The 19,236-nt window shown below is 70.6% G+C and carries 16 protein-coding genes and 4 pseudogenes; 11 read left to right on the top strand and 9 right to left on the bottom strand.

The window, feature by feature from the left end; translation table 11 throughout:
* Positions 1-96: 96 nt before the first annotated feature.
* Positions 97-921 carry a TIGR02452 family protein gene (locus tag PZB77_RS01885; RefSeq protein ID WP_275490750.1) on the top strand — a complete coding sequence of 275 codons (825 nt, stop codon included), beginning with the start codon at positions 97-99 and terminating at the stop codon, positions 919-921.
* Positions 922-962: 41 nt separating this feature from the next.
* On the opposite strand, the gene PZB77_RS01880 is transcribed toward PZB77_RS01885, so the two are convergent.
* Complete coding sequence (locus tag PZB77_RS01880; RefSeq protein ID WP_275490749.1) at positions 963-1,433, bottom strand: type II toxin-antitoxin system PemK/MazF family toxin; 471 nt, start codon at positions 1,431-1,433, stop codon at positions 963-965.
* A 239-nt stretch (positions 1,434-1,672) separates the two neighbouring features.
* On the opposite strand from PZB77_RS01880, the gene PZB77_RS01875 reads away from it, so the two are divergent.
* Both PZB77_RS01875 and PZB77_RS01870 read left to right on the top strand, forming a co-directional pair.
* Positions 1,673-2,695, top strand: a complete 1,023-nt coding sequence (locus tag PZB77_RS01875) for a LacI family DNA-binding transcriptional regulator (protein ID WP_275490748.1) — start codon at positions 1,673-1,675, stop codon at positions 2,693-2,695.
* A 51-nt stretch (positions 2,696-2,746) separates the two neighbouring features.
* On the top strand, positions 2,747-3,103 hold the full coding sequence (locus PZB77_RS01870; RefSeq protein ID WP_275490747.1) for a hypothetical protein: 357 nt from the start codon (positions 2,747-2,749) through the stop codon (positions 3,101-3,103).
* 142 nt (positions 3,104-3,245) lie between these two features.
* Here the strand turns inward: PZB77_RS01870 and trxA are convergent, their stop codons facing one another.
* Positions 3,246-3,650: a thioredoxin gene (gene trxA / locus PZB77_RS01865; protein WP_275490746.1), complete on the bottom strand. Its 405-nt coding sequence runs from the start codon at positions 3,648-3,650 to the stop codon at positions 3,246-3,248.
* Positions 3,651-3,766: 116 nt separating this feature from the next.
* On the opposite strand from trxA, the gene PZB77_RS01860 reads away from it, so the two are divergent.
* The 3 genes and pseudogenes from PZB77_RS01860 (at position 3,767) to PZB77_RS01850 (ending at position 8,548) form a co-directional block, all read left to right on the top strand.
* Positions 3,767-5,206, top strand: coding sequence for an NAD(P)/FAD-dependent oxidoreductase (locus PZB77_RS01860; RefSeq protein ID WP_275490745.1), 1,440 nt, complete (start codon positions 3,767-3,769; stop codon positions 5,204-5,206).
* A gap of 1,074 nt (positions 5,207-6,280) precedes the next feature.
* Positions 6,281-6,946: pseudogene (locus PZB77_RS01855) on the top strand (caspase family protein); the annotation flags it as partial.
* Positions 6,947-7,048: 102 nt separating this feature from the next.
* Positions 7,049-8,548 carry a sensor domain-containing diguanylate cyclase gene (locus PZB77_RS01850; RefSeq protein WP_275495880.1) on the top strand — a complete coding sequence of 500 codons (1,500 nt, stop codon included), beginning with the start codon at positions 7,049-7,051 and terminating at the stop codon, positions 8,546-8,548.
* Positions 8,549-8,776: 228 nt separating this feature from the next.
* On the opposite strand, the pseudogene PZB77_RS01845 reads toward PZB77_RS01850, so the two are convergent.
* Positions 8,777-9,607 (bottom strand): annotated as a pseudogene (locus PZB77_RS01845) (IS3 family transposase); the annotation flags it as partial.
* 42 nt (positions 9,608-9,649) lie between these two features.
* Between PZB77_RS01845 and PZB77_RS01840 the strand changes: the two are divergent.
* Positions 9,650-10,570: an IS5 family transposase gene (locus tag PZB77_RS01840; protein WP_275490744.1), complete on the top strand. Its 921-nt coding sequence runs from the start codon at positions 9,650-9,652 to the stop codon at positions 10,568-10,570.
* A gap of 15 nt (positions 10,571-10,585) precedes the next feature.
* On the opposite strand, the gene PZB77_RS01835 is transcribed toward PZB77_RS01840, so the two are convergent.
* The 6 genes and pseudogenes from PZB77_RS01835 to PZB77_RS01810 form a co-directional block, all read right to left on the bottom strand.
* A protein-coding gene (locus tag PZB77_RS01835; protein ID WP_275490743.1) for an IS5 family transposase occupies positions 10,586-11,466 on the bottom strand; the annotation gives its coding sequence in 2 pieces (ribosomal slippage) (positions 10,586-11,106 and positions 11,106-11,466; 882 coding nt in all).
* A 155-nt stretch (positions 11,467-11,621) separates the two neighbouring features.
* Positions 11,622-11,921, bottom strand: coding sequence for a transposase (locus PZB77_RS01830; RefSeq protein WP_275490742.1), 300 nt, complete (start codon positions 11,919-11,921; stop codon positions 11,622-11,624).
* A gap of 502 nt (positions 11,922-12,423) precedes the next feature.
* Positions 12,424-13,798 (bottom strand): annotated as a pseudogene (locus PZB77_RS01825) (IS1380 family transposase).
* A 121-nt stretch (positions 13,799-13,919) separates the two neighbouring features.
* Positions 13,920-14,165, bottom strand: coding sequence for a hypothetical protein (locus PZB77_RS01820; protein ID WP_257134871.1), 246 nt, complete (start codon positions 14,163-14,165; stop codon positions 13,920-13,922).
* A 404-nt stretch (positions 14,166-14,569) separates the two neighbouring features.
* Positions 14,570-14,757, bottom strand: a pseudogene (locus PZB77_RS01815) (IS5/IS1182 family transposase); the annotation flags it as partial.
* A 247-nt stretch (positions 14,758-15,004) separates the two neighbouring features.
* Complete coding sequence (locus PZB77_RS01810; protein WP_275490741.1) at positions 15,005-16,024, bottom strand: DNA topoisomerase IB; 1,020 nt, start codon at positions 16,022-16,024, stop codon at positions 15,005-15,007.
* 631 nt (positions 16,025-16,655) lie between these two features.
* Between PZB77_RS01810 and PZB77_RS01805 the strand changes: the two genes are divergently transcribed.
* From PZB77_RS01805 to PZB77_RS01790, 4 genes are read left to right on the top strand one after another with little or no spacing between them, the layout of a single operon-like run.
* Positions 16,656-17,063, top strand: coding sequence for a hypothetical protein (locus PZB77_RS01805; RefSeq protein WP_275490740.1), 408 nt, complete (start codon positions 16,656-16,658; stop codon positions 17,061-17,063).
* Entirely contained in the window at positions 17,060-18,289 is a 1,230-nt protein-coding gene (locus PZB77_RS01800; RefSeq protein WP_275490739.1) for a divalent metal cation transporter, read from the top strand. Before PZB77_RS01805 ends, PZB77_RS01800 begins: the two co-directional genes overlap by 4 nt.
* A complete protein-coding gene (locus tag PZB77_RS01795) occupies positions 18,289-18,783 on the top strand; it encodes a hypothetical protein (protein ID WP_275490738.1) in 495 nt (164 codons plus the stop codon). The genes PZB77_RS01800 and PZB77_RS01795 overlap by 1 nt, the downstream gene beginning before the upstream one ends.
* Positions 18,770-19,168: a hypothetical protein gene (locus PZB77_RS01790; protein ID WP_275490737.1), complete on the top strand. Its 399-nt coding sequence runs from the start codon at positions 18,770-18,772 to the stop codon at positions 19,166-19,168. Before PZB77_RS01795 ends, PZB77_RS01790 begins: the two co-directional genes overlap by 14 nt.
* The last annotated feature ends 68 nt before the right edge of the window (positions 19,169-19,236 follow it).

Genomic DNA, 19,236 nt, shown 5'->3' with positions numbered 1-19,236 from the left:
CATTCGCACAAGGGCGCCCCCGCCCGATGAAAAGGCGTTGCGCGGCATTCCGCCAAAGTCGAACATGTGCGCTATGAACCGCAGGGAGGAACGCCCGTGAGCGCACGCATGCGCGCCCTGGCGCGTGAGACCGAGTCCATCGTCCACGAGGGCCGCTACCGCACACCGTCGGGGAACGAGGCCGACGTGGCTCGCGCCACGGCCGCCGCGCTCTCGGGGACGCGGCTGTACGGACCGGAGCCGGTGGCGGTCGCCGCACTCGACTCCCACCGCGCCACCGCCTTCGAGGTGACGGGAGAGAGCAGCCTGCGGGCCGCCCGCCGACTGAGCGAGGAAGGCCCGGACGAGGTCGCCGTGCTCAGCTACGCCTCGGCCCGCAACCCGGGCGGCGGTTACCTCAACGGCGCACGGGCGCAGGAGGAGGACCTCTGCCGCGGCTCCGCGCTCCACGCGACCCTGCTGCGCGCCCCCGAGTACTACGCGCACCACCGGGCGCACCGCAGCGCGTTCTACACCGACCGGGTCATCCACTCACCCGGCGTGCCGGTCTTCCGTGACGACCGGGGCACCCTCCTCGAAGTCCCCTGCGCGGCGGGCTTCCTCACCTCTCCCGCGCCCAACGCGGGCGTGATCCGGCGGCAGACGCCCGAGGAGGCGCACCGCGTCCCGGCCGCCCTGGCGCGCCGCGCCGAACGGGTGCTGGAGGTCGCCGCCGCGTGCGGCTACCGCCGGCTGGTCCTGGGCGCGTGGGGCTGCGGGGTGTTCCAGAACGATCCCGCGCAGGTCGCGGACGCCTTCGCCGGGCTGCTCACGGATGCCGGGCGCTTCACCGGCCACTTCGACCGGGTCGTCTTCGGCATCCTCGACCGGGCGCCGGATTCCGCCACCCGCGCCGCGTTCGCCCGCCGCTTCCCCGGGTAGGCCGGCCTGCTCTCCACCGCACCGGTCCCGACGGCTCCGGCTCAGCGCCAGCCGTACCGCTCCCGCAGACGGTCCGCCACGCGCTCGAACCGTACGGCGTCCAGCGCGCACGCCTCGCGCCGCATCCCGTCCTCGTGCACCCGCAGCACCCGGTCCAGGTCCGCCCAGGAGGGCCTGCCCGAGCTGTCCCACGGCCCCGCTCCCAGGGCCACCCACTCCCGGTCCAGGTCGTGCTGCTTGCTGGAGAGCTGGACGGCGAGGAAGGTGCCGGCCGCCTCCCGCGCCACCACGAGCACCGGCCGGTCCTTGCCCCTGCCGTCCTTCTCCTCGAAGGGCACCCAGGTCCAGACGATCTCCCCCGGGTCGGGATCGCCGTCCCGGTCGGGGGCGTACGAGGTGCGGACCGGCCCCGCCTCGTGAGGGTCCGCCTCCGCCGTCGCGAAGGGACCGGTGCTGCCGGGGAACGCGGAGGGAACACCGGTGTCGGAGGTGGTGCCGTACTGATATGTCATCAACACACCGTAGGACAATCGCCGACGGCTTCGCACCGGCCGGGAAGCGCGCCGGGGAGCGTGTGCGGACCGACGCGAGCAGGGAGCGGGCGGGGCGGGATCAGGGCGGAAGCGGGGTCGCGGCCCCGGGCCGGACCCCCGTGCGGAAGGGGACGTGACCCTCCTGCGGAACGGCCCGCGCGCTTCGGGTGCCCCGGGCCCTCACCCGCCCCGGCACGTCTGCAAGACTGCCCGACGCCATGAGCCAGTTACCCCAGCAGCCCTCGGAATCTCCCGTCCCCACGAGCGCCGATGTGGCGCGGCTGGCGGGCGTCTCCAGGGCCACCGTGTCGTACGTACTCAACAACAACCCCACCATGCGGATCAGCGAACCGACCCGGCGCCGGGTGCGGGAAGCCGCCCGCGATCTCGGCTACGTGCCGCACGCCGCCGCCAGGAGTCTGCGCGCCGGACACACCCGGATGGTGCTGCTGCCCACCGGGCACCTCCCCGAGGGGCCTCTCTACCGCCACTTCCTGCAGGAACTGCAGACGGGCCTGCGCGGACTCGACTACACCGTCGTCCAGTACGGCAGTGCCGGGCTGGGCGCCGACGAGGCGGCACGCGCCTGGGCGGAACTCCGCCCCGTGGCCGTCGTCGCCCCGGCCGGACTGGCCCTCACCCCCTACGGCATCGCCGTCCTCATCCGCTCCGGCGCCAAGGCCGTCATCACCCTCGGCCCGCACCCCGTGGAGGGGGCCCACGGCCTGGTGCTGGACCAGCGCGAGGTCGGCGGCAGCGCCGCCGCCCACCTGCTGGAACGGGGCTACCGGCGGATCGGCGTCGTCATGCCCCGCGAGCCGGGCACCGCCCCGTACGCGGCCCCGCGCCTCGAAGGGATCCGGCGCGTGGCGCGAGGGGCCGGGGCACGGATCGAGGAACTCCCGCTCGGCTACGACGAGGGGGAGGCCGCCGACCTGGCTTCCCGCTGGCGGGCGCTCGGCCTCGACGCCGTCTTCGCCTACAACGACGAGTACGCCATGCTGCTGATGCGGGCCTTCCAGGACGCCGGAATCGCGGTACCCGCCGAGGCGGCCGTGATCGGTGCCGACGACCTGATGCTCGGACGGCTGCTCCGCCCCCGGCTGAGCACCGTACGGATGGCGCTCGCCACGGGACAGCCGCTCGCCGAACTCATCGACCGGCTGGCCCAGCACCCCGGTGGGGAGCCGGAGCACCACGAGCTGCTCCGGGCCGTCGCGGTGCCCCGCGACTCGACCTGACGGCGCGCGCCGGTCCACCGGCGACCGCCGGACAGCCCTTAGCGTCGGCCCATGAGCCATCCGCAGAGCTACGAGATCCTGCTGGTACCCGAGTTCGCCGACGCGTCCGGCGCCGACAAGCCGGGACCGGTGAGGACGGGGGAGGACGAGAGGGACGCCCCGCCGCGGCCCGGCAGCGCCATCCGGTCAGGGGTCGTGCACGCCACCGGCGCCACCGGCGCGTCCGGCTACCCCCGTTACGCCGGAGACGGCATCGAGGCGGACATCGACCCGTCCACACGGACGGTCGAGGCGCTCCTGATCGACGGCGCCGAACTCGACTACGGCCTCTCGGTACGGGTCGCCGCCCCCACCCCCGCGCCCGGCACCGGCCCGGCGGAGGATGCGCGGGACGGGCGGGACGGCTGAGTCCTGGGAGAGCGGTGACCCGTCCGTATGCCGGGCCTCGGTCTCCCGCCCGTACCGACGCGCGCGAGGCCCCGTCCGGAGCACACCGCTGCACTCCGGACGGGGCCCCGCACCGCTTGGGAGAAGGCGGGACAGCGACGGGTTACGCCGGTGCCGGGCCCTGACCCTGCGCCTGGCCCTGTGCCTGCTTCTTCTGCTCCTCCACCGACGCCCGCACCTCGTCCATGTCGAGGTTCCTCGCCTGCCCGATGATGTCCTCCAGCGCGGCCTCCGGCAGCGCACCCGGCTGCGCGAACACGGCCACGTTGTCGCGGACGATCATCAGCGTGGGGATCGAACGGATCTCGAAGGCAGCGGCCAGCTCCTGCTGCGCCTCGGTGTCGACCTTGGCGAAGACCAGATCGGGGTGGCGCTCCGACGCGGAGTCGTAGACCGGGGCGAACTGGCGGCAGGGACCGCACCAGGAGGCCCAGAAGTCGATCAGGACGAATTCGTTGTCGCTCACGACCTGGTCGAAGTTGTCCTTGGTGAGCTCTACGGTGCTCATTGTCCGCTACCTCTTCCTGTGCCGGTTCGGGATCTGTCCGCCACAACCGTGACCATCCGTGCACTATTCCGCCTGCCCCTGTGGCCGTCCGGCACACGCCCCGACAGACTGGTCCCATGACTGAAGCTGCCAGCAGTGCCGAGTACGACGTCGTGGTCATCGGAGCGGGCCCGGTCGGCGAGAACGTCGCCGACCGGGTCAGGGCCGCGGGGCTGAGCGCGGCGGTCGTGGAATCCGAACTCGTCGGCGGCGAGTGCTCGTACTGGGCCTGCATGCCCAGCAAGGCCCTGCTGCGCCCCGTCGTCGCCCGGGCCGAGGCCCGCAGGGTGCCGGGACTCGAAGCCGCGGTGAAGGGCCCTCTCGACGCCGCCGCCGTCCTCGCCCATCGGGACGGATTCACCTCCCACTGGAAGGACGACGGGCAGGTGGCGTGGCTGGAGAGCGTCGGCGCGGACGTCTTCCGGGGAACGGGGCGGTTGACCGGCGAGAAGCAGGTCTCCGTCACCGCCCCGGACGGAACGGTCCGCCACCTGACCGCGCGGCACGCCGTCGCCGTCTGCACCGGCAGCCGCGCCGTCGTACCCGACCTGCCCGGTGTCGCCGGGGCCCGCCCCTGGACCAGCCGCGAAGCGACCAGCGCGAAGAGCGTGCCCGGCCGGCTCGTCGTCGTCGGCGGCGGAGTCGTCGGCGTGGAGATGGCCACCGCCTGGCAGGGCCTGGGAGCCCGGGTGACGCTGCTCGTCCGGGGTGGCGGTCTGCTGCCGAAGATGGAACCCTTCGCCGGCGAACTGGTCGCCGAGGCCCTCACCGAGGCCGGTGCCGACATCCGGTACGGAGTCTCGGTCACCGCCCTGAACCGGAGCGCCCCCGACGGACCGGTCACCGTCGAACTCGACGACGGCGACCCGATCGAGGCCGACGAGATCCTCTTCGCCACCGGCCGCGCCCCCCGCACCGACGACCTCGGCCTGGAGACGGTGGACCGCGAGCCCGGCGGCTGGCTGAGCGTGGACGACAGCTGCCGGGTGGACGGCAGTACCTGGCTCTACGCCGTCGGGGACGTCAACCACCGCGCCCTCCTCACTCACCAGGGCAAGTACCAGGCCCGGATCGCCGGTGCCGCCATCGCCGCCCGCGCGCACGGTGAACCCTCGCTGGAGACCGACCCCTGGGGCGCCCACGCCGCCACCGCCGACCACGCCGCCGTCCCCCAGGTGGTCTTCACCGACCCGGAGGCCGCCTCCGTCGGACTCACCCTCGCGGAAGCCGAACACGCCGGTCTGCGGGTGCGCGCGGTCGACTACGACCTCGGCGGGGTCGCCGGCGCCGGCCTCTACGCCTCCGGCTACCGGGGGCACGCCCGCATGATCGTCGACCTGGACCGGGAGATCGTCCTCGGCGTCACCTTCGTCGGCCCCGGCGTCGGCGAGCTCCTGCACTCCGCCACGGTCGCCGTGGCGGGCGAAGTGCCGATCGACCGCCTGTGGCACGCCGTCCCCGCCTACCCCACCATCAGCGAGGTGTGGCTGAGGCTGCTGGAAGCGTTTCGCGGGTAGCAGCCGCCGTTAAAGCTAGATAACGGGGGCTGACCAGCAAGATTCATCTGGTCTGCGATGCCGTCGGCCGACCGTCCGGCTGCCGTTACCTCCACCGACTGTTCGCCTGTCACCACGACCGGCAGAACGTCCCCTTCTCCGCGAGGCTCTGCCAGAACCTCGCCCACTGTCTCACGGGCGATCACGCCCCGCTCCCAGACCGCCTCGGCCTCCCGCAGCTGGTCCTGGAGAGCCTCCACCCGCTGCCGAGGAGCGCGCGCTCACGCTCCTCCAGCAAACCCCATCACCGACGGCATCCCGACACCTCCACCGAAGAGACGACACCACACCTCGTCCCTGCCGCCGAAGCGCCAGACCTACGCCTGATCTGGCGGAAACGTCCCTGCCGTTCTCTGAAAGACAACAGCTTCTGAGCGGCAAGCCTGCAGGCGGGAGCCCCGTCGTCGCCGGCTTCGGCTTTCTCCGCCACCGCTCGGATCGTCACGACCGCTAGCCGTTCACGTCACTGCCCTGTGGACCTACGGCTCAAGGGCCATGGCGGCACGAGACGCAGGCGTCGCTGCAGCCGTGCCACCCGCTTTCGTGGGTTGACCGGAACAGGGCCGGCACTCACCCGAACGCCTCTCCACCAGCGCCCTCGAACGCAAGGGCGAGAAGGGCAAACTTCACCGGAAGCAGTTAGTAGGCTGACCGTATGACTCTCATCACCGTGTGTGCAACGGGCGATTCGTCCTTTGTCGAGGCGGAATTGCGTTCACTCAGATCCTGGTTGGAGGACGATCGGGCGGTGCGACGCCACGTTCGAAGCGAGCTGGGAAGTTCGCTTAGACCAGTGCCCGGTCAGCAGGGCGACGGGATCGACGTTCTCTCCCTAGTTCTCAGCAGCGGCCTCAGCGCTGCCTCGCTAGCCGCCGCCATAGCCTCCTGGCGGTCCACCCGCACGCCGTCGCCCTCGCTTGTCGTGCAGCGGCCCGACGGCACTCGCGTTGAGATCAGTGGACCCAGTCAGGAGGAAGCGGAGAAGCTGATGCGCTCACTCCTCAGCGGCGGAGAGGGAAGCGAGGATCCGGCCGCGTGACCTCGTTGCCCGACCCGGACGGGACCCGGGTTCTGCTAATCGGGGCGAGTGATTTCACCTCCCTCGACGGCCTGCCGGCCGTAGTGGGCAATCTGGCCCTCCTTCGCGATCTGTTCACGAACCTGTGGAAGCTGCCGCCCGGTCACGTCACGGTAGTTGCGAACCCTTCCATCCCCCGTGACGTGTCGCGGGCCGTCCAGGAGGCGGTCGACGCGGCCACCGAGACCCTGCTCGTCTACTACGCGGGGCACGGCCTGCTCGATCCCCGTACCGGAAAGCTTCACCTCGCCACCGAGACGAGCGACCCGAAGTCGGTCCACGACACCGCCACTCCCTACGAGTGGATTCGCTGGCCGGTTGAGAAAAGCCGGGCCATGCGCCGGATAGTCGTCCTAGATTGCTGCTACAGCGCACGGGCCTTCGGTGCCCAGTCGGCCGCCGCTGCCCTGGAGGTAGACGGTACCTACCTTCTCGCCGCTTCCGCCGAGACGGCCGTGGCGCTCTCGCCGCCGGGCGAGCCGCTCACTGCCTTCACCGGTGAGCTGGTCACGCTGATGCAGGAGGGCGTGCCGGGCGGGCCTGAGTACCTGGACCTCGACACGCTCTTCACCCGGCTCCGCACGCGACTGGTAACCCGCGAACGTCCCGAGCCACAGCGGCTGTGCCGTAACCAGCTCGGGCAGGTTCCCTTCATCCGCAACGCCGCATACACCCTGCCGTCTGAGCCGACACTAGTCACCGGCCCGCCCCAGACGCCGGAGCCCCTGCGGACTGACCAGGCCGTGGCCGAGATCTACACGGCCCGTAGCTTGGCCGACACGCTCCAGGCCATCGCCGACGGCGCAGTCTCCGGCTTCGGCTACGAGCTGGCCTGTGTGAATCTTGTGGGCCCCGATGGCGACCTCGTGGTCGCCGCCCTGGCGGGCAACCCCGCAGCCGAGGCACTCACCACCGGTCGAGTCGGTTCCCGAGCCTCCTGGGAACGTCGGCTAGAGATGGGTGAGGATTGGTCGGGGCTGCGTTTCATCCCGCACACGGAGGGTTGGGTGCTTGACGACGACGACGTACCGCAGTGGCACACCGACGGACCCGCGCCCGAGCACGAAGACGGCTGGCACCCCAACGACCGACTCTTCGCACCGATGTACTTGCCGAACGGCGAGCTAATCGGCGTAATCTCCGTTGACCGCCCGAAGGACGGCCGTCGTCCACGCGCCCAAGCCCGTGAGGCGCTGCGCACGTACTCCTTCCACTCCGCCATCGCCATCAGCATGGCGCGTCTTCGGGCCAACATGCAGCGCGCGCTGGTGCGGCTCGAGCGTGAGCATACGACCCTGCGCGCCAGCGAGGAGTCGTTCCGTCAGGCCTTCGAGTACGCGCCATCTGGCATGGCCATCACCGAGATGGGCGGCGACACCCACGGACGGCTCCTACGCGTCAACGACGCCCTGTGTCGCCTGCTCGGCCAGCCCCAGTCCACGCTCCGCCGCTACTCCTTCAGCGACCTCGTCCACCCTGAGGACATCGACGACCTCCTCCGGACCTCCGCCGACGGCGGCAGCGCGGAGGTGAGACTCGCCCGCCGCGACGGCTCGTACGTCTGGGTCTCGATCTCCAACTCCGTCGTCGCCGATACCGCCGACGGTCCCCAATTCTTCCTCACCAATGTAGGAGACATCGAGACGCGCAAGAGGCGCGAGGGCGAGTTGGAACGGAGGGCGAGTCTCGACGAACTCACCGGCCTTCTCACGGAGTCGGAGCTACGGCTCCGCCTGGCGAGCACCTTGTGCGACACGCCGAATTCCTCTACGGGGGCCGACGATCCGTACGCGGTCGAACCGTACCGCCTCCACCGCCACCGGAGACTGCCGATCGGCGCGGACTCCACGCTCGTCGTGATACGCCTCGGCATCGACGGGTTCAAGACGTATAACGAGCGCCACGGCCGGGCCGCCGGAGACGCCGCGCTCGTGAAAATCGCCGATCAGCTTCAGAGCGAGCTCGACCGCAACCGGGCGTACGGGGAGCCCGTGCCTCTGGCACGGGTCCGCGGCGACGAGTTCGTCACCCTCGTCCCTGACCTGGACAAAACGGCTGCCGAGACACTCGTGACCCGGCTGTGCCAGGCTCTTCGGCCCGTCCCCCTGGAGGCGACCGGCATCCTGTGCTGGGCAACCTGCGGTACTTCAGCCGACCAGGTGCTGAGGCGCTCTGGAGATCTGCTCCAAGACAGAAAGCTCCTTCCCGGACCGGCACGGACGTGATACCCGGACGATGGCGACGGCATGTTGGACGTTTGCTGTCTTTACCTTCAGGCGCTCGCAGGATTTCCTTACAGTCACCCGGGTGAACGGCGGGATGGCGTCTATGAGCTGGGTGATGTCGTTGCGGCTGCAGTCGGTGAGGCTCTGTGCCGGGGGGTGCTATGCCCGCATGCGACTGGAGTCTGCCCACGAACAGGAAGGGCCTTGACCCCGAATCCTGGACACGGGTTATGCGGCTGATGCCAGCGTAGTTGGTGTGTGGTGGAGGGCGCTCTCGAAGGCGATCGGTGATCGTTGGCCGAGGCGGGAGTGCCGGCGGCGGGTGTTGTAGCGGTTGAGCCATCGGAAGGCGTCGAGTCGGGCCTCCCGCTCGGTGAGCCAGCTCTTCCGTCCTTGCAGGGTCTCGCGTTTGAAGGTCGCGTTGAAGGACTCGGCGAGCGTGTTGTCCGCGCTGGACCCGACCGCGCTCATGCTCCGCCGGACCCCTGCTGACCTGCAGGCTTCGGTGAAGGCCCGGCTCGTGTACTGGGCTCCGTGGTCGGTGTGCATGATCGACCCGGCGAGGCTGCCGCGGGTGCGGACGGCCGCGGCCAGGGCGTCGGTGACGAGACCGGTGCGCATGTGGTCGGCGATCGCCCAGCCGGCCAGACGCCGCGATGCGAGGTCGATGACGGTCGCCAGGTAGCAGAACTTCCCACCCTCGATGGGCAGGGAGGTGATGTCGCCGACGTACTTCGTGTTCGGGATCCGGGCGGCGAAGTCGCGGCCGATCAGGTCCGGTGCCTTGGCCGCGGCGGGGTCGGGGACGGTGGTGCGGTGCCGGCGGCGCAGGCGGACCCCTTCGATCCCGAACGCCCGCATGATCCGGGCGACGCGCTTGTGGTTGAGCGCCTCTCCGCTCGCCTCGCGGAGCTCGGCGGTGATCCTCGGGGCTCCGTAGGTGCCGTCCGACTCCTGGTGCACGGCGTGTATCCGGGTGGCCAGCCTCGCGTCAGCTGCCTGCCGGGCGGCCCGGTCGGCTGCTGTCCGTTGCCAGTAGTAGAAGCTCGAGCGGCTGAGAAAGTGTTGGGTAACTGATCGCTTGCGTTCTGTTGCCAGCGGGTGGTGATCTTCGCGGGTCGGGCGCCAGCGAAGATCATCTACATGTGCGTCTGTTTCTGTAAGCCGTGCTACGAGACGTCGTTGACGGATGCTCAGTGGGCGGTGATCGAGCCGCTTTTGCCCCTGCGTGACCTGCGGCGCGGTGGCCGTCCGCTGATGTTCTCGCGTCGGCTGGTCCTGGACACGGTGCTGTACGTGCTGGGCACCGGGTGTGCCTGGCGGCTGGTTCCGCATGATCTTGCCCCGTGGGACGTCGCCTACCGGTGGTTCAGGTCATGGGCGGCCGACGGGACCTGGGACCGGGTGCGTGACGCGTGGAGGGACCGCGTCCGGGTGGCCGACGGTCGTGATCCCGAGCCGTCGGCCGCAGTGCTGGACTCAGTCGGCGAAGTCTCATCAGGGAGGCGAGAGCATCGGCTACGACGCGGGAAACGGGTGCGGGGGCGCAAGCGCCATCTGCTGGTGGACACCTGCGGCCTCGTACTGCGCGCCGTGGTGCACTCCGCTTCGGTCCAGGACCGGGCCGGAGCGAAACTGGTCCTCACCGGCATCCGGGATCTGTTTCCGCGGGTCGGCCTGGTCTGGGTCGATGGCGGCTACGTCAACCGCGTCGACTCCGGACTGATCCGCTGGGCGGCGGACAACGAGAACGTGGAGATCGTCGCCGTCCCACGCAACGCGGACGTGAAAGGCTTCCAGGTGCTGCCCCGCAGGTGGGTGGTGGAACGAACATTCTCCTGGTTGGGACGGTGCAGACGGTTGGCCCGCGACTACGAGCGCAAGACGGCGCACGCCGAAGCGATGATCAAGGTTGCGATGATCCGGCTCATGGCCGCCCGCCTCGCCGGCGAGACCATCGAACCCCACGGCCCCATCGAAGCCGAAGCGGCCCGACGCCTCACCGACGACCTCGACCACTAGGGCCTGTCCGGCGGATCACTGGCGGAGCCAGAGTCGGATCGCTGCGGCGGTGACGGTGCCGTGGAAGACGTAGGCCCGTTTGTCGTAACGGGTCGCTACTGCGCGGGAGTTCTTGAGCCGGTTGATGGTCCGCTCGACCTCGTTGCGGCGCCGGTAGTGGTCACGTTCGAAGCCCGTTGGTCTGCCGCCTTCTTTGCCTTTGCGGCGGCGGTTGGCCCGCTGGTCCTTCGGCTCGGGGATCGTGTGCCGGATGTGGCGTCTTCGCAGGTAGCGGCGATTTCGGCGGGAGCTGTACGCCTTGTCGCCGCTGACGTGGTCCGGCCGGGTCCGGGGCCGTCCGCCCAGCGGCCGGGGAACCCGGATCAGGTCCAAGACCTCGACCATCTGCGGGGCGTCGCCCCACTGGCCCGGCGTGAGCAGGAGGGCCATGGGACGGCAGCCGCCTTCGCCGGCGAGGTGGATCTTGCTGGTCAGGCCGCCCCGGGACCGTCCGAGTCCCTCGTCGGGGCGGTGGTGCCGGGGCGTCGTCCTTTTTTCGGGATCCGCGGACGGGCTTTGCGTGCGCCGGCCGCGTGCTGATGGGCCCGGCAGGACGTCGAGTCGACGCCGACCATCGACCAGTCGATCCGCCCTGCCAGGTCGGCGTCGGCCTGGACGGCTTGCAGGATCCGGTCCCAGGTACCGTCCGCCGACCAGCGGCGATGCCGTTCATAGACGGTTTTCCACGAACCATAGCGTTCCGGCAGGTCACGCCACGGGACACCGGTCCGGATCCGGAACAGGATCCCGTTCACCACGATGCGGTGGTCGCTCCACCGGCCACCCCGGCCACCCAGAGGTGGCAGATGCGGCTCCAGTAACGACCACTCGCGGTTCGTCAGATCCCCCCGACCCATGCCCGAACCAACGAGCGACCGGTCAGAAGGTCACATGATCCGCCGGACAGGCCCTAGTGATCAACCAGTTACCCAACACTTTCTGACGCTGAGGATGCGGCAGAGCCGCTTCACGCCGTGACGGCGCTGGAGGTCGGCGACACACTGGAAACGGTTCACCAGCGCGTCTCCCCGGCGAAATACTTGGCCGCTTTGCGCAGGATCTCGCGTTCCTCCTCCAACTCGCGGACCTTCTTCCGCAGAGCGGCGTTCTCCGCCTCCAGCGGGGTGGACGGTTCGGTCGGCGTCTCCACCCGACGCCCCCGGGGCCGGCTTGCCCCGGCTGCCCTCACCCAGTTCCGCAGCGTCTCCGGATTGACCCCCAGATCAGCGGCGACCGACCTGATCGTCGCTCCGGGCCGCGACTCGTACAGCGCGACCGCGTCCGCCTTGAACTCCGGCGGATAGTTCTTCATGACCACGAGATGTCCGTTCTCAGATCCCCAGGATCCAGTGTCTCGTGTGTCCAAGATCAGGGGTCAAGGCCCGACACCCAGGTCAGGGTGCCCAAGGGACGGACGACATGGTCCTTCAACTGGCCCAAGCAGTCACAGAACTCAGATCTGCCCCAGCCCCACAGCGAAAGGCCAGCGGAGACGCTCGTTGGGCCATACACCGTCGCGATCGTCGACGGCACGGTCCAGGCGTGCGGCGGATTCCTCGGCGCCCCTGAGGAAGATGAGCCCGTCACCTCCTGACAGGCGGCTGCTGAGGCCGACACGTTTGTCATTAGGCGCCGTGGGATTCGGATCGACTAGCCTCGAAGTTTCATGACGGTCCGCCGACGAAGTTGGTGGGCCGTTTTCGTGTGGTGGGCTGAGAGTGGGCACGCCGGGGGCCCGAGTGTCGTCTCGGGGTGACGCCGGGTTCCACTGCTCCGGTTTCGAGTTGCTGTCGTAGGGGCGGCAAAGTTGCTGGTCAGCCGGGGTTCCGCAGGAGTGCGAGCCGTTCGAGTGCGTCGGTGATCACGCCGGTCCAGGGCCAGTGGCGGGCGAGGCGGAGGATTCGGCGGCGGCTGGTGGTGACGAGTTGTCCGGCCGTGGTGAACAGGCGGAGCCGTAGGCGGCGGGGTTCCCAGAGGCGGGCCTGGCCGGTCAGGGCGAGCATCGGCATCCAGGCCAGTAGGTCGAGGGCGGGTTGCACGATTTCCAGCCAGATCCGGTTCTGCGCGGTGGTGTGCAGGGGCAGGTTGCGCAGGCCGGTGGCGCGGGCGGCCCGGATGCGGTCCTCGGCCCGGGCCCGCAGTCGGTGACGGAGCTCGAGCTCGGAGATCGGGAGGCCGACGGTGTTGGTGGCGAAGCACGTCAGCCGCATGCCGTCGGCGTCGGTGATCCTCAACTGGGCGCCCGGGTGCGGGCGTTCCTTGCGGACGATGAGCCGCATGCCCTTGGGCCAGCCGTGAAGGACGTCGCCGGCGAGTTCGGCAACCCAGGCGCCATCGCGGACTTGGCCGCCGGTCTCGACGGCCGGCGTCCAGGCCGAGGCCGGGACCTTCAGGACGTGGCTGTGGATCTGCTCGGTGACGGTCATGCCGACGGAGTAGGACAGCCACCGGCCCGGCTTTGCGAGCCAGGCGACGAAGGTGTGGGTGCCGCCGGCTGAGTCGGTGCGGATCAGGGTCCGGCGCCCGCGCCGGTAGGACTTCGGCAGCTGGGCCAGGGCCAGTCGGGCGGCGGTGATGTGGTCGGCGGCGGTGTTCGATCCCGCGTTGCCCGGTCTGAGCAGGGCCGCGACCGGTTCGCCGGTGCCGCCCGGTCCGTGGTCGACGAACCCCATCAGCGGGTGGTGGCCGTAGGTCCGCTTCCAGGTGGGTGCGGCGTCCTCCTTGTCGGAGTGCGCGAGAACCAGCACCCCGTCGAGGTCCACGGTCCGTCCCGCCGGCATCGGGTGCCCCGGCGCCGGCCAACTTCCAGACACGAGCGCGGGCTTCGGCCCGAGCAGCACGGATCGCCGCCAGAGCCTTCTCACCGGAGGCGGTGAGAGTGTCGACGAGACGGGAGACCGTCGGGTCCGAGGCCACCGGCCCGAACGCAGCCGGCTCCGCCCGCAGCAGGCCGACATCCGCCAGGCAGTCCCCGCCCGACGCGACCGCCAACGCCACGTCCAGCAGGACCTTCCCGGGATCATGGACGGCCCTCGCCTTCCGCCACGGCGCCAACGCCGCCGATATCGCGGTGTCCAGGCCCGCTTTGCGGACGGTCTCGACCAGCAGCACGCTCCCGGCCTGCGAGACCACCGCCCGGCCGCCGCCCTCGATGCGGATCCGCGGGTATGACCCGACACGCTTCTTCACCTGGAGAGTGCTTCTTTCCGTGCAGCTGACAGGACCCTAGACAAGTCCCATCGTTGCAGGTCAGGAGCACTTTCCGCTTATTTGATCAAGACCCGGACACCCCGCTCGCAAGGGCGCGAGGTCAGCCGTTTTCCCGGCCCGGCAGAGATGCGCCCTCCAGGAAGGCGCGATAGGTGTCGACGGCTTCCGGATCGATTTCAGGGTCGGAGGGGCCGTAGCGGGTGTCCGTGCGGTCCCGCTTCGGCCCGGAGACCCAGAACTCCTCGTCGGTCTGCACGTCGTAGAAGTTCGCATCGAACATCCCCCCTGCCCGGCGCAGTGTCCTCCCGCGGAAGTACGCAGTACTCCAGGTCTTCGAGAAGTCCACCCACCCGATCCACGAGGGTCCGCGGTCGGTGGTGTAACCAGTCTTCAACTGCACGAACATGAGACGTCGAGGCATACCCACAGAGTCCTGCACAGACCACTCCCGTGACCAGCCATTTTGCGGGCGCCTACGCGACCCTGCGGCACCGCCGACAAGAGCTCGGGCAAGCGGCCACGGCACGATGCGCTCGTTCACCTGGAGAGTGCTTGCTTCCTCTCAGCCGACAGCCCTCCTGGCAAGTCCCATCGCCGCAGCTCAGCGGTACTCTCCGCCTATCTGATCAAGGTCCGCGCCGGCCCGCCCGTGAAAGCCCGAGGTTAACGGCGGTTGCTGGAGACGTTCAGGGGGTACCCCGGCGCCGCCGTCGAAGCCGGATCACGGCGCGCTCACGCCGGACCTTCAGGTCCCGGTGCACGTTCGACGAGGAGGCCGACGACCGCGCCGGTGCGGGCGTGGGCCGGGGGCTCGCTGGTCCACGCCCGGCGGCGGTCCTCGCGGGAGTGGTGTGAGCGCGCAGGTGCACCGGTGCCGCCGTCGCGCGCCGGGACGGGCGGCGTGTGCAGCGCCGGCCGCCCTCACCGGTGATGATCAGCGCGGAGTCTCCGCCGCCTTGAAGTCGCGGCGCAGCGGGCCGGTGCGACCGGCTTCGGGGACGCTCGTGCCGGTCACGGGCGACTGTCCCCGCGTGCGTCTCGGGATGCCCACGCCTCCATCACGTTGCTCGGGGCCTCGTCGGTGGTCCGTTCTGCCGCACTCGGTCTGCAGCACGTACTCGGGGGAGGAAGACCGCCTGCGGCGGGTGTCGGGCCGTCCCCGTGGACCAGGTCGGAGCCCGTCGGTCACCCCTGGTCCAGCAGACGGCGTACGGCCTCCTCCACGGGCCCCTGCGTCGCGGGCCGGCCGAACGCCGCCCCGTCACCGAGCCGGCTCAGGTCGCCGGCGATCGTCCGGCCCTCCTCGAAGAGCTCGACGACCCTGGGGTCGATGTAGGAGGCGCGGCACACCGCGGGGGTGTTGCCCAGATAGTGACTGACCTCCCGGACGACCCGGGTGACGGCCCTCTTGCGGGCCGTCGGCGACAGGCGGCCCGCCGGGGACGACACGGCAAGACCGACTGCCGCCAGCACGGTGGCGTGCCAGGTGCGGAAATCCTTCGCGGAGACGTCCGTCCCTGCGAAGTCCCGCAGGCACGCGTTGAGTTCGCTGCTGGTCAGGGCGTGCCAGCGGCGGCCCTCCCAGTACTCGAAGAGCTGGTCACCCCCGCCGCGCCTGCGCAACAGTGCTCGTACGGTGTCGTAGGCAGGAGGGTCCACCAGCGTCCGGACCTGCCACACCGAGGACTTGGCGGGGTAGGAGAAGGAGACCACGCCCCGGCGGCACACCGCATGCTCCCGGAGCATGGTGGTCAGGCCGTAGGTCTGGTTCTCCCGGGCGTACGCGCGCGTCCCGACACGGAAGAAACCGAGGTCGAGCAGGCGTACCCCGCAGGAGACGACCCGCCTACGCGACAGCCCCCGGTCGGCGAGGCCGGCTGAGGTCCGTTCGCGCAACCGGGGCAGAGCGGCGGCGAACTCCCTCACGTGCTCGTGCTTGGCCCGCTCCTGCTCGGCCCGGAACTGCTCGTGGTAGAGGTACTGGCGGCGGCCGGCCGCGTCGGTACCAACCGCCTGGAGGTGGCCGTTGGGCCAAGGACAGATCCAGACGTCGGACCACGCCGGCGGGACGGCCAAGGCGCGCAGCCTCTCCAGCCGTGACGCATCGGTGAGCGGTTCGCCGTCCGGGCCGAGATAACGGAACCCCCGCCCCCAGCGCTGCCGCCGGAGCCCCGGCCCGTGAGGGTCAGCCACGCGTAGCCGCACAGGACAAGCCCTCTCGCCTCCGGGAACGGACGGGTGCGGACCCCGCCCCCGCCTTGCCGACGGGAGCCTCGGGACGTCGGCGGCCGATCGACGGAGTCCGGCCCGGCGCAGCGCCGGGCAGGACCCCACGGTGGTCCGGGGCATCGGCCCGACGGCGCGCCTCCGCCCGGGTCCCTGCCCCCGGTACCGTCCCGGCCGGTACCGTGCGCATGGCCGGACCGGGGGCGCGTGTCCGGGTTTTCCGTATCGTGCCGGGCATGGTCCGGCGGCTTCCCACGCCCTTGTCACCGCGACCTCGTTCGGGCTGTCGCGCGTTCGGCATGGCGTCCCTCCTCGGTCCGCGTCGGGTGGGCGGTTTCGAAAGCTGCTGGGTCCCCGGCAGCGACGCTTCCAAACGTCCGGGCCGCCGGCACGTACATGCCCTCCGGCGTCACGGGTACTAGGCGGATCTCTCCGGTGGCTGTGAGGTGGTGTCCGTGGACCAGGGGCTGGTTCTGTTGGCGGCGTGGGCGCAGTTGGGCGTACTGCTGGCCGTGGCGGCGTACTTCGTTCTGCGCGGCCGGTGATGCCGGTGAGCGCGGGTGCGCGGGGAAGGGCGGCGGCCGTCCTCGGGGCGGTTCTCCTGATCCCGGTGGCAGTGAGCGGGTGCGCGGGTTCCTCCCGTACGGACGCAGACTTCCGGCTGAAGGCGGCCAACACGGCGGAGACGGCGGCATCGGCGGTGTCCACCGCCCGGATCGCGGTGCAGGCCGCGGGTGAGGGCCGGGTGAGCGGGCCGTACGTGTCCGTGCTGCTCGGCGAGGCGGAGAGCGATCTGCTCGCGGCCCAGAGCACGTTCGAGAGCCGGCAGCCGCCGGGCGCTTCGGCCGACACCGTCCGCGAACGTCTCGGTGCGCTGCTGGACGAGGCGGCGGACACCCTGGCCGAGGTACGTGTCGAAGCCCGGCGGGGTGAGGTGCGCGGCCTGGCCGACCACACCGGGGACCTCCGCGAGACCGTCGACCGGCTGGAGGGACTGGAGGAGGAACTGTCGTCGTGAAGCGTTTCCTGGCCGTCACTCTCGGCATCCTCACCGCCATCGGTGGGTTCGTCGACATCGGTGACCTCGTCGCCTCGTCCCTCGTCGGGGCCCGGTTCGGTTTCTCCCTGGTGTGGGTTCTGCTGGTCGGGGTGGTCGGCATCTGCGTGTACGCGGAGATGGCGGGACGCGTCGCCGCGGTGGCGGGCCGCCCCACCTTCGACCTCGTGCGCGAACGGCTCGGACCGCGCACCGCCCTGGCCAACCTGACGGGTTCCCTGCTGGTGACGGGCCTGACCCTGGCGGCGGAACTCGCGGGCGTCGCGCTCGCGATCGAGCTGATCAGCTCCGTCGCCCACCTGCTGTGGGTGCCACTGGTCGGTCTCGCCGTCTGGCTGGTGATCTGGCGGACTCGGTTCGAGACCATGGAGCGGGTCTTCGGCCTGGTGGGACTGGCCCTGGTGGTCTTCGTCGTCGCCGTCTTCCGCCTCGACCCGGCCTGGGGCTCGGTCCTCCACCAGGTCACGCATCCGCAGGTGCCGAGCGGTGAGGGTCTGCCGACGTACTTCTACTACGCCATCGCTCTCTTCGCCAGCGCCATGACCCCGTACGAGGTGTTCTTCTTCTCCTCCGGCGGTATCGAGGAGAAGTGGAAGCGCGAGGACCTGGTCACCGCGCGCATGAACGTCTTCATCGGATTCCCGCTGGGCGGGCTGCTGGCACTGGCCATCATGACGGCGGCGGCGCTTCTGCTGCACCCGGCGGGGATCGCGGTGGAACACCTCTCGCAGGTAGTGCTTCCGGTGGGCTACGCACTGGGCAAGCTCGGACTCGGCCTGGCGCTGATCGGCGTGTTCGCGGCCACGTTCGGCGCAGCCCTGGAGACCGCGCTGTCCTCCGGATACACCGTGGCGCAGTACTTCGGATGGACCTGGGGCAAGACGGCTGCTCCCCGGACGGCGTCGCGTTTCCACGCCGTGGTGATCGTGGCCCTGGTGGCAGGCATGATGCTGGTCCTCACCGGCGTCGATCCGATCATGGTGACCGAGTACTCGCTGGTGTTCGCGGCGGTCGCGCTGCCGCTGACGTACCTGCCGATCCTCGTGGTGGCCAATGACCCCGAGTACATGGGCGAGGCGCGCAACGGTCTCGTCGCCAATCTCCTGGGCGGTGTGTATCTGGTTGTCATCCTGGTGGCCGCGGTGGCCGCCGTTCCGCTGATGATCGCGACGAAAGCAGGCCTGTGATGCGTGACGTGAGGAAGGACGAGCCGGATGGATCCCCGCCCGGGGAAGGGAGGGCGGGCGCACGGCGGTACGACGGACGTCCTCCCGCCGGCCGACGGGAGGGACGCGCGTACAGCGCCCGCTTCCACCTGCTCGACCGGCAGGTCGTCGACGGGAGGGACCGGCCGGTGTGCAAGGTCGACGACCTCGAACTGGACGAAACCCCAGCCGTGGGGGAGGGCGGGCCACGCGTCACCGGGATCCTCGTCGGCCCGGCCGCGCTCGCGCCCCGTCTCGGCGGGAAGACCGGCCGTTGGCTCGCCGCGGTGCAGCGGCGGCTGCGCGTCGGCGGAGACGAGGGACCGGCGCGGCTGGACTTCGACCGGGTGACCGACATCGGCGCGGTGGTGCGCGTGGACCTTGCCGAGGAGGACGCCCCGGTACACGCGTGGGAGGACTGGACGCGCGACAACGTCGTCGGACGGCTTCCGGGAGCCGGCCATGCGTCTGGCTGACCTGATGGGAGCCCGTGTCCAGGACCGGGACGGACGCCACGTCGGGCACGTGAGCGATGTACGGCTGCGTGAGTGCGGGGATTCCCCGGACACCGTCCTGAGAGTGGAGGGCCTGGTGGTGGCCACCCGGTCGCGGGGGCGGCTGATCGCCTACGACCACCGGCCCGTCGACGGACCCTGGCCCCTGGCACGCCTCGCCCGCTGGGCGGCCCGCAACGCGCGGTGGGCACCGTGGCCCCTCGTGGCCGGGCACGAGGGGCCCGGACGGCTCGGCGATCCGGGGACCGTACGACTCCTGGTCGGCACCGACGAGCTTCCCCTGCTGACCGACGTCCACGACGACCGGACGGACGACGCGGAAGGCACCGGGCCGGACGCAGGGTGAGGACGACCGAGGAATGCGCCGCGTCGGCTCTCCGTACCCCGACGGGGGAAACCCGCCGTCGACCAGCC

The organism is Streptomyces sp. AM 2-1-1 (assembly GCF_029167645.1).
Classification (GTDB): domain Bacteria; phylum Actinomycetota; class Actinomycetes; order Streptomycetales; family Streptomycetaceae; genus Streptomyces.
The sequence above is the reverse complement of the archived record's forward strand: the minus strand, read 5'-3'. Positions and strand labels throughout refer to the sequence as shown.

Excerpts from the sequence above, each read along its gene's own strand:
- PZB77_RS01880 (WP_275490749.1), bottom strand. The coding sequence starts at position 1,433 with ATGACATATCAGTACGGCACCACCTCCGACACCGGTGTTCCCTCCGCG.
- PZB77_RS01875 (WP_275490748.1), top strand. The coding sequence starts at position 1,673 with ATGAGCCAGTTACCCCAGCAGCCCTCGGAATCTCCCGTCCCCACGAGC.
- PZB77_RS01870 (WP_275490747.1), top strand. The coding sequence starts at position 2,747 with ATGAGCCATCCGCAGAGCTACGAGATCCTGCTGGTACCCGAGTTCGCC.
- trxA (WP_275490746.1), bottom strand. The coding sequence starts at position 3,650 with ATGAGCACCGTAGAGCTCACCAAGGACAACTTCGACCAGGTCGTGAGC.
- PZB77_RS01860 (WP_275490745.1), top strand. The coding sequence starts at position 3,767 with ATGACTGAAGCTGCCAGCAGTGCCGAGTACGACGTCGTGGTCATCGGA.
- PZB77_RS01830 (WP_275490742.1), bottom strand. The coding sequence starts at position 11,921 with ATGAAGAACTATCCGCCGGAGTTCAAGGCGGACGCGGTCGCGCTGTAC.
- PZB77_RS01795 (WP_275490738.1), top strand. The coding sequence starts at position 18,289 with ATGCGTGACGTGAGGAAGGACGAGCCGGATGGATCCCCGCCCGGGGAA.
- PZB77_RS01790 (WP_275490737.1), top strand. The coding sequence starts at position 18,770 with ATGCGTCTGGCTGACCTGATGGGAGCCCGTGTCCAGGACCGGGACGGA.